Below are 14,136 nucleotides of genomic sequence, written 5' to 3'. Positions count from 1 at the left end.
CGAAGGTGTCCCCTTGATTCCCTCGGCCACGCCGGAGGAGATCGTGACCGACTTTGGCAAGCAGGTTCCGATGAAGCGCCCCGGGCAGCCCGCCGAACTGGCAACTGCCTATGTCATGCTGGCTGATCTGCTCTCGAGCTATACGTCCGGCACCGCCGTGACGGTGGGGGTAGACCCTTCATCTGAAAGTGAATGAGGCGGCGATGGTCCGAGGAGACGATTTTCCTTCCTCAACGTTGTTAGTTCGCAGGAGAGAGGGAAAGAACAATGGCATACGCTTTATTCTATCAGGATCAACGCATCGGTGCAGCCGCGCCCACCGAGCTTGAGGCATGGAGGCGAGCGCTGCACTCAGGTCTGATTACGAATATCCCCGTCTCGGATCACCGGAAAGTTCAGGTGTTGCACCGTGGTCTTTACGTCAAGCAGGTGAACGGAGACCTTGAGCACCGGTCCGACCGGGAACTTTCGACCGAAATCTCCTAGGCTGCCGACGCGGGATGCCCTGCATCTTTTATATGATCACTCCGCGCGGGGCTCTTGCGGCGCTCCCTTGTCCAACAACGGATCAGCGATGCCGTCTTTTGCATGTCGCTGAAGCGCTCCGTCGTTTTCGAATTTATCCCGAAAAAGTGCAGCATTGACCAGAATCATCAGGCCGATCGGGGTGGTTGTGATGACGAGAACAATGATAAGGAGCTCGTGCAGGACCGGACCCGTTCCTAGCGCGGAGAAGTAGATCATCGACGCGATGGCGATGAAGGCTGTTCCCAAAGTGGTTCCCAGGGTGGGCGCGTGGACCCGTTCGTAAAAGGTCCGGAGGCGTAGCAGGCCGAGCGAGCCGACCAACGTGACCGCAGCTCCGCTGACCAGGAAAACCGACGTCAGGACGGCTGGCAGCGCAGAAAGTTCGCCTGCTGCACTCACTCGATGACCTCCCCGCGAAGCAGGAATTTGGCAAGGACCACAGTGCTCACGAAACCAAGCAGAGCGATGATCAAGGCTGCTTCGAAGTAAAGCGTGCTGCCTGTTCTTATGCCCAAGGTGAGAAGCAGCAACATCGCATTCACATACAGGCTGTCGAAGCCGACGACGCGATCCTGTGCTCTCGGTCCCCGGAGGATGCGGAAGGCGGCGCATGCCATCGCGCAGCCGAGCAGGATCTGTGCCGTGGTGATCGACCAGGCGAGCATCATGCTCATGTGAAGATCTCCATCAGCCGCCGCTCGTAACGTTCCTTGATAAGGCCGACCCATTCGGATTCATCGACCAGATCAAGGACATGGATGGTCAAGATGCCGCTGGCTTCGTTGAAGTCCACCCATAGAGTCCCCGGCGTCGATGTGATGATGCAAGCGAGCGCCGCCAGCCCATAAGGGTCGCGAAGGTCAAGCGGGATTTCCACAAAGCCCGCAGTCCTTTCTTTTCGTTTCGTCCTGAGGATGATGCGGGCGACGGCGATATTGGATTTCACGATGTCGACGAAGACGAGAGCAGCGAGAAGGAGGATTCGATCCGGTCGCCGTGGATACGCTTTCGGCGGCTGCAATGCTGCGAGCCCCCATCCGCCGATAAGGGCCACGGCGCTGCCTAAAAGAATGTGCCCCGGCGAAAGCGTCTGATTGAGCAGCAGCCAGAAAGCAAGGAGACTGGCGCTAACTATGGGAAACGGCAGCAGGCGGGTCATGTCGGCCCCCTTGAGTCGTCGGGCTTGATCGGAGAATCCAGAACTCCCCGGACATAGTGGTGAGGAGCATGCAGCGATTGCGCCGTCGCCTGCATGAATCGCATAACCGGACCCGCCTTAACCGTCTGAACTGCGCAAAGCAGCAAGAGGGCCGCAACAGGCGCCATCTCGATAAGGCGGACGCGTGGTATGGTGCGTTCCGGCGAAACCCAGAACGAACGGATACCGGCGCGCGTCATGGCGATCAGCGCCGCAAGTCCTGAAACGATCAACAGGAAAAGAAAAATCCATGTGGCGGGGGAGAGGGCGCCGATCGGAGAGTGGAGGGTGGCCGTCAGGATCGCGAATTTAGCGACGAAGCCGGAGAGGGGCGGCAAGCCCGAAATGACGACGGCGCAGCCGATGAAAGCCACACCAAGGATACCGATCGTCGCCGGGATCGCAATTCCGGTTTCCGGCAAAATCTCGGAATCATCCTCATCGCCATAGAGTTCCCGGGTGACCGCAAGTACGTCAGCACCCGGTTCGCGGCCACGCTCGACCAGTTCGATCAGGAGAAAAAAAGCACCCAGCCCGAGTGTCGAGCTGATGAGGTAGAACAGGGCGGCGCCGGTCACGCCCACTTGTCCCAAACCGATGGCGGCCAGTATTGTGCCCGACGATACCAGCACCGAGAAGGCGGCGAGTCGCGCCATGTCCTGCGACGCGAGGCTCCCGATCGCACCGAACGCTACGGTTGCCATGCCTCCCATCAGCAGCAAATGATCGCCAAATTGCGCCGACGCTCCCGCATCATCACCGAACAACAACAGCGATAGCCGCAGCACGACGTAGGCGCCGACCTTCGTCAGGACGGCGAAAATCGCAGCCACCGGTGGCGGCGCGGCCGCATAGGTGCTTGGGAGCCAAAAGCACAGCGGCCACATTCCGGCCTTGACGAGAAACGCAATGCCAAGGATGCCCGCTCCTGCCTCCAGCAGTCCGCGGTCCGCCGCGCTGACCGCCGGAATGCGGGTGGCCAGATCCGCCATGTTGAGCGTGCCGGTCACGCCGTAGATCAGGCTGACGCCGATCAGAAACAGCAGCGACGCCGCGAGGTTGACAACGATATAATGTAACCCGGCCTTGACCCTGGCCGTCCCCGAGCCGTGCAGCGCCAGACCGTAGGAAGCTGCAAGCAGAACCTCGACGAAAACGAACAGGTTGAAGAGATCGCCAGTGAGGAAAGCACCGTTGATTCCCATCAGCAGGAGCTGAAACAAGGGATGGAACAGCACCCCCGCGCGATGCCAGCGCGCCAGAGAGAATACAGCCGCCGCCGCTGCGAGGAGACTGGTTAGCAGCAGCATGAGCGTGGCCAGCCGATCCACAACGAGTACGATGGCGAAGGGAGCTGGCCAGTCGCCCAGGCGATAGACGCCCGCGACGCCCGTCGGGGCAACATCGGCGGCGCGCAGGAGTATGATGGAAATCGCCACCAGCGCGAACGTCGTCACGATACTAAGTGCGGCGCTGACGTTGCGGCGCTGCTCTCCTCCGAGAGCCAGCATGATCGCGGCGGCGAACAACGGCAGCACGATCGGTGCGATCATCAGATGGTTCACGACTACGGCTCCCGTCCGTCGACGTGGTCAGTTCCCGTCAGGCCGCGGGATGCGAGCAGTACGACCAGAAATAGCGCAGTGGTCGCGAAGCTGATGACGATGGCCGTGAGAACGAGGGCTTGTGGTAACGGATCCGGAAGGCTGGCGATGTCATCAGACGCGTGCGTCCCCAGGATCGGAGCGGCGCCGATTTTAAGCCGCCCCATCGCGATAATGAAAAGATTGACCGCATAAGAGAGCAATGACAGGCCGATGATCACCTGAAACGTGCGCGGCCGAAGCAACAACCACACGCCCGACCCCGCAAGCACGCCGATGCCAATCGCGAGTACGATCTCCACTACCCCACCTCAGCCGTTGGAGAGGCGGCGGATGCACGGCTGGAAGGCGTCCGATGACTGCGCACGGTCTGATGCGCGATCGCGATCAACATCAGGACAGTGGCGCCGACGACCAATGCAAATACGCCGATGTCGAACAGCAGTGCGCTCGCCAGAGGAATCGAGCCGATCCAGGGAACTTCGAGGTATGAGAACGACGAACTCAGGAAAGGCCGTTCGAACAACCAGGCGGCCGCCCCCACGCAGGCCGTTATGAGTAGGCCCGCGCCCATCCAGTGCACAGGCAGAATGCGCAGGTGTTCCTCCGTCCAGGTGGTTCCGCGAGCGACGTACTGGAGGATGAATGCCACGGCCATCGTGATGCCCGCGACAAATCCGCCTCCTGGCAGGTCATGTCCTCGCAGAAGGAGGAAAATCGCGGTCGTGCAAATCACCGGGAAAAGCAGGGCCATCATGAGCCGAGGAATGGTCATCGCGCTCCTGAGCGTGTCACCCTTCTCTCGAGTGGGTTGAGCCTCATCGTAGAGATCTTGACTGTGCTGTTGCTCCGGCACGGAAATGCTTTCGGCAGCAGGCCGAAATCGCCGCAGCAATGCATAGACGGTCAGTGCGACGATGCCGAGCACGGTGATCTCGCCGAAGGTGTCGAACGCACGAAAGTCTACAAGAATGACATTTACAATGTTGGTCCCGCCGCCTAGCGCGTATGCGTTCTCGACAAAGAATCGCGCGATGCTGTCAGGCTCCGCTCGTGTCATGACCGCGTAGGCCAGTGCCCCCAAACCGGCTCCAAACGCGGTCGCGATGCCGATATCCCGGAAGCGGCGCCAACTGGAATCGCGTTCCGGCGGGTCGGCCGCGGGAAATTTCTCGATGCGTTTCGGCAGCCAACGCAGCCCGAGAAGGAGCAATACAGTGGTGACGGTCTCGACCACCAGCTGGGTCAGTGCGAGATCAGGCGCGGCTAGCCAAACGAAGCTGACACACGTCACCAGGCCCGCGCCGCCCACGAAAATGAGAGCCGCAAAGCGATGGAATTTGCCCTGGTAAGCCGCGGCCAGCGCGCAGGCGCATCCGATAGCCCAGATCAGCGCGAATGCGACATCGAAAGACGTTCGCGCCTCTCCCCCAAACTCGATGCCGTGAGCGAACATCGGCGCCAGGCCGACCAGCAAAGCCGCGCAGAACAGCAGCTGCAACTGTGGCTGCAAGCGGCGCGTGCCAAGCAACTCCTCTAACCGTCTTGCGAACTGCCACGAGACGGCGACGAGCACTCGGTCGAAAATGCGCTGACCTTGGATATACCGCAGCAGTGGCGGTCCTTCAGCAACGAGCAGATATGACCTGAACGTCAAATAGATGGCCACGCCGCCGGAAATCGCGACCAGGCTCATCAGGAACTCGGGAGTTAAGCCGTGCCAGATTGCAAGGCTGTAAGTGGGAATGGCGTCGCCGAGGACAGCGTGGAGCGCGGTTCGGAGCAGGGGGCCGATTGTAAGGCCGGGCACAATGCCAACGAGGAGACAGGCAAGAACGAGGAGCCCGACGGGAAAGCGCATCAGGAACGGCGGTTCATGCGGTGTGCGTGACAACTCTCGCGGTGGGGGACCGAAAAATACTTCGGCTATAAATCGCAGCGAGTAAGCGACCGTGAACATGCTTGCCATGGTGACGATGTAGGGCAATGCCTGATCCAGCAACGAGTTGTCGTGAGTCTCGATTGTCTGGGCGAAAAACATCTCCTTGGACAAGAAGCCGTTCAGCAACGGGACGCCAGCCATGGCGGCGGCAGCGACCATCGCGAGCGTTGCCGTGATCGGCATGAAGCGCCGCAGGCCGCTCAGGCGGCGCAGGTCGCGGGTGCCGGTTTCGTGGTCGATGATCCCGGCCGCCATGAATAACGACGCCTTGAACGTCGCATGGTTCATGAGGTGAAAGATGGCGGCGACCTGTGCGAGCGGTGAGTCGAGACCGATGAGAAGAGTGATGAGCCCGAGGTGACTGATGGTCGAGTAGGCGAGTAGCCCTTTCATATCCTGCTGGAAAAGAGCAATGAACGCTCCAAGTATGAAACTGATAAGTCCCGCCGAACCCACGAGCCACAGCCACTCGTTCGTTCCGCCCAGCGCAGGCCAGAGCCGCACCAGAAGAAATACTCCACCTTTGACCATCGTGGCGGAGTGAAGATAGGCTGAAACGGGCGTCGGTGCCGCCATCGCCTGTGGCAGCCAGAAATGGAACGGGAACTGTGCGCTTTTCGTCAAGGCTCCGAGAAGGATGAGGACGAGCGCCGGGATGTAAAATGAATGCGCGCGGATCTTGTCGCCCGACGCGAGAACGCGATCGAGATCGTAACTGCCGACGATATGTCCGAGGATCAATATACCGGCGAACAGGCAAAATCCGCCGGCCGACGTTACAATCAGAGCCATGCGCGCGCCATCCCGCGCCTGCGCTGTCTGGTACCAATAGCCGATCAGCAGAAAGGAAAAGAGGCTGGTCAGCTCCCAGAAGAAAACCAGTTGGATCAGGTTGCCAGAGAGGACGATGCCGAGCATCGCTCCCATGAAGGCGAGTAGGAACGAGAAAAAACGCGGCACGGGATCTTGGGGGGACAAGTAGTAGCGGGCGTAAAGGACCACCAGGAACCCGATGCTGGCGATCAGTGCGGCGAGCACCCAGGCGAAACCGTCCATCCTCAGATAGAAATTGAGACCGAGTTCGGGCACCCATTCAACGGTATGTCGGATGACTCCTCCGTTGACGATATGGGGGTAGCTCACGACCAGAAGCATCAGACAGATCAGCGAAATCGCACCGGCCAGCCACGCTTCGGCGTTGCGCGCGTTGCTCTGAAGGAACGCTGCAAGACAGCTCCCGGCGAAAGGGAGCACGAGAACGACGATGAGGATCGTTTCATATGGCATCGTCATTCGTGACCTTTTCGGGACGAGAACTCCAGACAGTGATGTCGGCCGTGGACAAGATATGGTCGATTTGCAGGTGGGAAGGCAAGCTGGCGTCGAGTCGCGGGGCTCCAAGGCTGGCGAGAGGCTCCGTCCTGCCGCTCTCATGCAACGTATCGACACTTGCGAAAGGCGTCGGACAGGTTCATCTTTTTTCGCTGAATCACGCGATGTGCCGCCGGCGAGACCCCGATGAGATTGACAAGCTTTTTCGACTACACTCTTCGACTGCTGATGTATGCGGCCACCCATGGTGATCGGCTGGTCACGATTGAAGAGACCGCAAGCGTTTACGGAATCTCCCGCACCCATCTCATGAAAGTGGCAAATCAACTCACGCGCGCGGGCTATCTCAAAGCCGTACGTGGCAGATCTGGCGGGCTTATGCTTGCCAAACGGCCGAACCGGATCAAGCTCGGCGACGTTTTATGCGCCACCGAGCCGGATTTCGCGCTTGTGGAATGCTTTTCCTCAAATAACCGCTGTCCAATCACGTCGAGCTGCCGGTTGCGAGCACCGTTGAGGGAAGCGCTGACAGCGTTCACCACGACGCTTGATCGCTATACGCTCGCCGATCTCATTCTCAACCCAAAAGATTTCGGGGCCCCACCGGCTGCTTGAGCGGCGCGCGATCCATCATTGCCCTGGGATATCGACAACAGCCCGCCGCATGACGGCTCAGCTCCGCGCCCTGAATGTTGAAGCGATATCACCTCATTTGAAGCAAAGTCGGACACCGCCGAGCGCCGTGCATCGGCCTGCTACCGTCTGTCGCTGTTGCACATGAATTTTGGGACTATACAAACATACATTATATGTGCATGTTTATTCCACATTGCACGAGAGTCAGAAGATTGGATCTATCCGCGGCCCGGGGCATGAGGAAAGCGCCTGCAAATCAAACGCATTACTCCAGAGGCTGGTTAAAGCTGTGCATTGCGTCCTCGGCTGCGGGAGCTGTGGTTGGTATAGCTGCCGCGGTCTGGCTCACGCATCAATCACCTCTCACCACACACCACATAACCGTTCCGCTGAACAGTGCGGCCACGACGTTGCCGATACCACTTGAAGGCTTGCTCGACTTGCCGAAGCTCCTGGCTGCGGAGCACGCAAGCCAGCCCTGGGCGATCATGGGTGGTACATTGCTGCAACTAGGGTTTCCTCGTTTCAGTATTCCGGTGCTTGAGCGCGCGATCGAAAGTGATCCTGACAACAGCGTGCTTCATGTTGCATTGGGGGAAGCGCTCGCGCTGGCGGATGGTGGCATGATTTCAGATCGAGCCAAGTCGGAATTTGAGTTCGCGCTCAGAGGCGATCCAAACGATCTGATCGCACGATTCTATATCGGGCAGTGGCTGCTGCAAAACGGAAAGGCAAAGCCGGCATTGGTCAAATGGGTAGGCTTGATGCGGACGGTGGGAAACGATCAGACCTGGAATGATCGACTATGGACGGTGATGCCGAGAGCGGCGGAAGAGGTCGGCATCAGCCAACTGACGCTGCAAGCTCTTTGCACCTCGGGGATGTAGTCGTTGTGCAGTGTAATCGGCGTCGTCGCGCATTTTGTGAAATGTACACAACGCGGATGCGATCGTCGTCGTGTGTTTTCCCAGCCTTGGCGAACTGTTAAAAGATGAATTTTAAATATTGCTTTATGGAGCTGAAGATGGCAATTATCGATTGTAGTCAGTTCGAGGTTGGGGTTCGCGCGTCATGATCATGAGCACTGTTCAGCATTGGCGGCTCCAGCATGAGCGGGCGCCTGACGGATAAGCGTTCCGCGTCGCCTATGCCTTGGTAGTGGCTTATCGAAAAACATCAATATGAAATGCATGTTATTCCCATGATCCTGCAACGCTGTTCGCTGCGCGCGCATCTCGTGAAAGTCATTTTCGCTGCAAGTGCCTCGTTGTGCATCGTGAGTCCGCGCACCGCGCTTGCTGAGACAAGGCAATTCTCGATGGTCATCGAGGATACGATCCTTAAGCTCGTCGACAAGCAGACCTTCTACGCCTTCTCGTTCAACGGCCAGAGCCCCGGGCCGCTTTTGCATGTGAAGGAAGGCGACGATGTCGAGATCGAGATCGAAAACCAGACGACGTTGCCCCATACGATTCACTGGCACGGCCTGTATCAGCGCGGCACCTGGAAGAACGACGGCGTGCCCGACGTCACGCAACCGGCAATTCCTCCGGGCGAGACCTTCACCTATCGCTTCAAGGCCGAACCGTCCGGCACCATGTGGTACCACTGTCACGTCAACGTCAACGAGCACGTTGCCATGCGCGGCATGTGGGGTCCTTTTATCATCGATCCGAAAGATCCGCCGCCGGTCGAGAAAGAAGTCACCAAAGATTACATCATGATGTTTTCCAGTTGGGCGTCAGCCTGGGCGAAGAAGCCCGGCTATGGCGGCGTTCCTGGTGATGTGCCGGATTTCTTCACCATCAACGGCAAGGCTTACCCGGACACTCAACCGTTGCGGATCAAGGAGGGTGATGTCGTTCGCATCCGCTTGATCGGCGCCGGCGACGAACTGCATTCCATTCACATCCACGGTCATCTCTTCGAGGTTTACGCCAAAGATGGCCGGCCCCTCGCCAATCCCTACCTCGCCGACACGATCCTGTTCGGTCCGGGTGAGCGCTATGACCTGATTCTGCGCGCCGACAATCCCGGCATCTGGATGGTGCACGATCACATCGACAAGCACACCACGAATGGCAGTTCTCCGATGGGCGGCATGATGACCACTATCGAGTATGAGGAAATCCCGTTGAAGGATCAGTCTTTCTACAAATGGAAGAACAAGGAGTTCGTGCCCGATTTTTACTACGAGGAATCGATGAAGAAGCCGCTCGATATGCACGAGAGCCCTGCCTTCAAAGGCGATCCCGCGCCCTGAATTCAATCGAAAGGAGAGTCGACATGAAAGGGCTTTTGCTCGCCGTCGCGGGCTTGACCGCGGCATTACTGAGCAGCGCAAGCGCCGCCGACAAACTTGATCAGAGCTGTTCCGGTTGTCATGCGCTGGTTAAACCGAGCGATGCTTCGCTTGACAGGTTGCTGACGCGCAAAGGTCCCGACCTTTGGTTTGCGGGTAGCAAGTTCAAGAAAGAATGGCTGGTTTCCTGGTTGCAGGATCCCAAGCCGATACGTCCCGCCGGTTACCCGTATTTCAACATGGTCAAGAAGGGCGACAAGAACGATGTGCCCGATCCGTCCAAGATCATTGCTCACCCGAAGCTAAAGAAGGCCGATGCCGAGGCTGCCGCGGAAGCACTGATGGCTTTGAAGGCTCCCGCAGATCTCGTTCCGGCAGGCATTTTTAAGGGTGAAATGAAAGGCGCACGGATGGGTGCGCTTGCGTTCGTCAAGTTTCGCGGCTGCGTCGCCTGCCACCAGGGCGAAAAAGGAGAAGGGGGCCTCTCGGGGCCGCGATTGACCGATGCCGGCGCACGACTGCAAGCGGATTTCATTGCCGCCTATACCGCAGATCCGCAGCGTTTCGATCCGCATATCTGGATGCCGACGTCGAATCTGAAGGATCAGGATATCCAGCGACTGACCGCGTTTCTGGTTCAATTGAGCCAAGGAGACAAGTGATGAAAACACAAACGTTGGCGGCTTTTGCCGGTCTGGTCCTGCTGCTCGTGTCATCGACAAGCCATGCCGATCAGTCGATCGAGCAGATTTATGGGATCTATTGCGTGCAATGTCACGGCCTCCAGCGCAACGGGACGGGGATCAACGTGCCCGCTCTTTCCGTGAAGCCGCGGGATCACACCGACGCAAAAAGTATGGGCGACACACCAGATGATGAACTGTTCAAAGCCATCAAAGAAGGCGGGCTTGCCGTCAACAAGTCGGTGCTGATGCCAACCTGGGGTCACGTCCTGTCCGAAGAGCAGATCACAGGCTTGGTCAAGTATCTGCGGCAGGTCTGCAAATGCGGCAAATAGATTCAACAAGAAAGCCATACCAAATCATGAAGGGGAGACCGATTTCAATGACCACCGCACATTTGAAGAACAGCGCCATCGTGGGGAGCATGGCAGCAGTCATGGTTCTTTTCGGCGCCGCGATCGCCACGGCGCAGGCCAAGACCGTCAAGATCGAATTGGTAGCCAAGGAAACGACGGTCCCGCTTGATAACCAGGGCAACACCGTAGCCGCCTGGACCTTCAACGGTCAGGTTCCCGGTCCGGTGATCCGGGCCACAGAAGGCGACACCATCGAGTTCACTTTGAAAAACGATGCCGCGAACAAGAAATCGCATTCGATCGACATGCACTCCGCGCGCTCGGATGTTCTGACGGATTTTGCATCGATCAAACCCGGCGAGACCAAGACCTTTTCGTACGTTCCGGAACATCCAGGCGTGTTCTTCTATCATTGCGGATCTGATCCGATGATTCAGCACATCGCCCGGGGCATGTTCGGAGTGGTCATCATCGATCCGAAAGACCCTAATGCGATGCCCAAAGCTGACCGTGAATATGTCCTGATCGAGCATCAGATGTTCGAGAATCCCGAAGATGTCGACAGCATGATGGCGAACAAGTGGAAGCGTAACGCCTTCAACGCCGTGCCGTTCCAGTATGACCCGGTGCATGATGAACATGCGACGCAAACTCTCGAGGCCAAGCCGGGCGAGCGCGTGCGCGTCTATATGGTTAATGCTGGTCCCAACGAATTTTCCGGATTTCATCCGATCGCTGGCATCTGGGACAGGGTGTATCCCTCGGGCAATCCCAAGAATATGATGGTTGGGATGCAGAATTATACCTTGGCGCCGGGTGACGCGGCGACCTTCGATCTCATTTCACCGAAGGAAGGCGCGTATGCGCTGGTGGATCACTCTATGCGCGCCGCGCTTACTGGCGGCATCGCGATCCTCATGATCAGCAATAAGGCTGATCCCTCAATGGGTCGGGGAGACAAGATCCTCGTGCGCTGATGTTTGGCTTTGGCGTGGAGCGTCATCGGCGCTCCACGCCAAAGGTTTTTCCGGACGCAAAATCAGGCGAAACCTGGGTAAAGTATGAGCTGTATCTGTTCAATAGCTCCGTAAATCCCGCTCGTGGCGTCAATTCTTCTCTTAATTATCGCGAGCGCAGAGCTCGGTCTTCGGAACGGAGAATTTAGTACCCCGGTTCATGCATTGGTAACAATATAACGAAGCTGATATGAGCGGCGCTGCATTTGGTGTGGAAAGTGCGGCCGTGTTTATGCGTCGGATTTAACTAAACCTACAACGTGGGGGAGTATTCCTTCTTGTGAAGGCAGAAGGTGACGCGCTGTATTTGACCGCGACCACCGTTGCTGCCCGCAAGAGCCTGAAAGTCCGGTAGTTTCCCCTTTCAGACGCGGTGAAGGTTGGGAAGTCCATGTCCGGTACGCCTGAGCGAAACGAATTTTCTGTTGTCGCCAGTGAGAGTGGACCGAGACCTCCCGATGGACTGGAGGCCAGCCGAAATGACTTCCCGCTCGAGATAAGGGATTCCTCGCGACTGAATTTCCTGATTGAAGTTGTTAGATCGCTTCCGACAGCCGTGACGGTTCAGGACGAGCAGGGAAACTTCGTGTTCGTGAACGCGGCCGCCGTGGCCCAGTTCAATGTGCCGGCGCGGGACATCGTCGGAACGGTGTCAGGTGCGCCGCTCCCGTCAAAAGAGTTGAATGATCGCATAAATCTCGCTCGCGGGGTTCTGCAATCGGGCGGGAGCAGGATATCCGAAGAGTACATTCGAACGGATCATGCGACGAAGATCTTTCTGACGACGCATGAGCCTGTCGTGATTTCGAACAGAAAGCTTGTGTTGTCGAGCTCGGTTGATATCAGCCGTCAAAAGGCCGTTGAGGAAGAGCTTTTTCGTTGTGCGTATTATGACGAGCTGACGGGCTTGCCGACCCGGCGCGTCATCGAACAGCACGCCAACAGCCTCATCCGCGAGGGGGAACATTCCGTTAGATTTGCGGTGGCGTTTCTCGACATCGACAACTTCAAACACATCAACGACTACTACGGCCATGCATCCGGTGACGGGCTTCTGATCGAAGTTGCCAGACGCTTGGACCTCGGCCTACGTGCTACCGATATGCTCTCCCGGATCAGCGGCGACGAGTTTCTGCTCCTGCTCAACCCGGTCCAAAGCGACGCCGAGCTCGCCGAATACATTGAATTTCTATTGCAGCGGCTTAAGGCGCCATTTTTCATCGACGGATCGGAACTGTTCGCGTCCGCATCGATCGGAGTGAGCATCTATCCGGATCACGGCGACACTTATGAGGTTCTGCGGCAGAACGCCGACACCGCGATGTATCAGATCAAGAACGACACAAAGGGCGGAGCCGCCATCTTTGATTCCGGAATGCAGCACGAGGCATTGACCCGAATGAAGATCGAGCAATCGTTGCGGCTCGCGATTCTCGACAAGCGGTTCTGTTGCGCGTTCCAGCCTAAGGTGGACATCAGAACCGAGCAGATCAAAGGCATTGAGGCGCTGGTTCGGCTGCGCAATGATGACGGTATCATTCAGGCGCCTGGAACGTTCGTTGATCTCGCGATTGAACTCGGCTTGATCGATGAGTTAACGCATCTGGTTCTGGCCGAAATCATGAGGTCAATCGATCTCATCGACGATGCGTTCGGCACCGATGTTAGCATTAGCATCAACGTCGCCGCCAAGCAGGCTGGCAACGTGGTATTCATGACATCCTTCGCACGGGCGCTGGAGAAGACCGGTTGCGCAACGCGATTCATCGTCGAGGTCACCGAAGATGCGTTCGTGGCGAAAACCCGGTTCCAGACGGAGATTCTGCCAGTCCTGCGAAGGCTAGGCGTCAAAATCTCCATCGATGATTTCGGGATCGGATATTCGTCTCTGTCGGCCCTCGCCGATATCACCGCTGATGAAATCAAGATTGACCGGTCGTTCATCGTCGATATCCACAAGCGTCCGCGCAGCCAGGGTATCCTCAAGGCGATTGAATCTCTCGGCGATGCCTTGGGAATGGCGGTGATCGCGGAAGGCGTCGAGAAATTCGAGGAGCTCGCTTATTTGCAGGCAGCGACGCGGATAAAATATGCGCAGGGCTTCTATTTTTCCGAGCCCGTCTTTCTCGAAAATATCGAACCCGGCAAACCCGCGGTGAGTAAACGAGGCACCAGCTCGGACAGCCGGTCCGTGCAGGAAAACCGTTCGGTTTATTCCCGCGCCAACGGCTATAGCCGCTAGGTTCTCATTCAACGCCGTAGAACCAAATTCTGACTTACCTTTGAGCATGATCGCCTATGCCGGACATGTATGATGCGGCTGGGGATGTTTCATAAGGCGAGGCATGAGCCGAACCTTATGCCGAAAATTTGGCGAGCAACTGCGCTAAGCGGTGGATCGCAATGGGTACCCGTGCGTTCGCATCCAGTCGCTCGCTCTCCATTTACATGACATTCTTTTCCAGAAAGTTCACCAGGCGGGATGGCCAACTACCCGGCGATGAATAATATTGGCGTTCCGTCATTTTGTTTTCAGCTC

General features: G+C 57.6%; 14 protein-coding genes and 1 pseudogene. 9 read left to right on the top strand and 6 right to left on the bottom strand.

What is annotated here, in order from left to right; genetic code table 11:
- Positions 1-10 precede the first annotated feature (10 nt).
- Both GGQ85_RS02975 and GGQ85_RS02970 read left to right on the top strand, forming a co-directional pair.
- A pseudogene (locus GGQ85_RS02975) lies at positions 11-196 on the top strand (hypothetical protein); the annotation flags it as partial.
- A 71-nt stretch (positions 197-267) separates the two neighbouring features.
- Positions 268-486 (top strand): hypothetical protein, encoded by a 219-nt coding sequence (locus tag GGQ85_RS02970; RefSeq protein WP_309773295.1) that lies wholly within the window; start codon positions 268-270, stop codon positions 484-486.
- 36 nt (positions 487-522) lie between these two features.
- Here the strand turns inward: GGQ85_RS02970 and mnhG are convergent, their stop codons facing one another.
- Genes mnhG through GGQ85_RS02940 form a run of 6 tightly spaced genes read right to left on the bottom strand, consistent with a single transcriptional unit; the run spans position 523 to position 6,565 of the window.
- Positions 523-927 (bottom strand): monovalent cation/H(+) antiporter subunit G, encoded by a 405-nt coding sequence (gene mnhG, locus GGQ85_RS02965; protein WP_309773294.1) that lies wholly within the window; start codon positions 925-927, stop codon positions 523-525.
- Complete coding sequence (locus tag GGQ85_RS02960; protein ID WP_309773293.1) at positions 924-1,202, bottom strand: K+/H+ antiporter subunit F; 279 nt, start codon at positions 1,200-1,202, stop codon at positions 924-926. The genes mnhG and GGQ85_RS02960 overlap by 4 nt, the downstream gene beginning before the upstream one ends.
- On the bottom strand, positions 1,199-1,687 hold the full coding sequence (locus GGQ85_RS02955) for a Na+/H+ antiporter subunit E (RefSeq protein ID WP_309773292.1): 489 nt from the start codon (positions 1,685-1,687) through the stop codon (positions 1,199-1,201). Before GGQ85_RS02955 ends, GGQ85_RS02960 begins: the two co-directional genes overlap by 4 nt.
- Positions 1,684-3,291 (bottom strand): monovalent cation/H+ antiporter subunit D, encoded by a 1,608-nt coding sequence (locus GGQ85_RS02950; protein ID WP_309773291.1) that lies wholly within the window; start codon positions 3,289-3,291, stop codon positions 1,684-1,686. Before GGQ85_RS02950 ends, GGQ85_RS02955 begins: the two co-directional genes overlap by 4 nt.
- A gap of 2 nt (positions 3,292-3,293) precedes the next feature.
- On the bottom strand, positions 3,294-3,632 hold the full coding sequence (locus tag GGQ85_RS02945; protein ID WP_079447654.1) for a Na+/H+ antiporter subunit C: 339 nt from the start codon (positions 3,630-3,632) through the stop codon (positions 3,294-3,296).
- Positions 3,632-6,565, bottom strand: coding sequence for a monovalent cation/H+ antiporter subunit A (locus GGQ85_RS02940; RefSeq protein ID WP_309773290.1), 2,934 nt, complete (start codon positions 6,563-6,565; stop codon positions 3,632-3,634). The genes GGQ85_RS02945 and GGQ85_RS02940 overlap by 1 nt, the downstream gene beginning before the upstream one ends.
- 225 nt (positions 6,566-6,790) lie before the next feature.
- On the opposite strand from GGQ85_RS02940, the gene GGQ85_RS02935 reads away from it, so the two are divergent.
- From GGQ85_RS02935 to GGQ85_RS02905, 7 genes are all read left to right on the top strand, one after another.
- Positions 6,791-7,219: an RrF2 family transcriptional regulator gene (locus tag GGQ85_RS02935; protein WP_079447652.1), complete on the top strand. Its 429-nt coding sequence runs from the start codon at positions 6,791-6,793 to the stop codon at positions 7,217-7,219.
- Between the two features lie 431 nt (positions 7,220-7,650).
- Complete coding sequence (locus tag GGQ85_RS02930; RefSeq protein WP_309773289.1) at positions 7,651-8,127, top strand: tetratricopeptide repeat protein; 477 nt, start codon at positions 7,651-7,653, stop codon at positions 8,125-8,127.
- 299 nt (positions 8,128-8,426) lie between these two features.
- Positions 8,427-9,503 carry a multicopper oxidase domain-containing protein gene (locus tag GGQ85_RS02925; RefSeq protein ID WP_079447650.1) on the top strand — a complete coding sequence of 359 codons (1,077 nt, stop codon included), beginning with the start codon at positions 8,427-8,429 and terminating at the stop codon, positions 9,501-9,503.
- A gap of 23 nt (positions 9,504-9,526) precedes the next feature.
- A complete protein-coding gene (locus tag GGQ85_RS02920; protein ID WP_309773288.1) occupies positions 9,527-10,204 on the top strand; it encodes a c-type cytochrome in 678 nt (225 codons plus the stop codon).
- Positions 10,204-10,560: a c-type cytochrome gene (locus tag GGQ85_RS02915; RefSeq protein ID WP_309773287.1), complete on the top strand. Its 357-nt coding sequence runs from the start codon at positions 10,204-10,206 to the stop codon at positions 10,558-10,560. Before GGQ85_RS02920 ends, GGQ85_RS02915 begins: the two co-directional genes overlap by 1 nt.
- A gap of 47 nt (positions 10,561-10,607) precedes the next feature.
- Positions 10,608-11,558 carry a multicopper oxidase domain-containing protein gene (locus tag GGQ85_RS02910; RefSeq protein WP_079447647.1) on the top strand — a complete coding sequence of 317 codons (951 nt, stop codon included), beginning with the start codon at positions 10,608-10,610 and terminating at the stop codon, positions 11,556-11,558.
- Between the two features lie 430 nt (positions 11,559-11,988).
- Entirely contained in the window at positions 11,989-13,839 is a 1,851-nt protein-coding gene (locus GGQ85_RS02905; protein WP_079447646.1) for a putative bifunctional diguanylate cyclase/phosphodiesterase, read from the top strand.
- The last annotated feature ends 297 nt before the right edge of the window (positions 13,840-14,136 follow it).

Source organism: Nitrobacter vulgaris, from assembly GCF_031453995.1.
Lineage (GTDB): Bacteria > Pseudomonadota > Alphaproteobacteria > Rhizobiales > Xanthobacteraceae > Nitrobacter > Nitrobacter vulgaris.
This window is presented reverse-complemented; position numbering and strand designations above follow the sequence as displayed.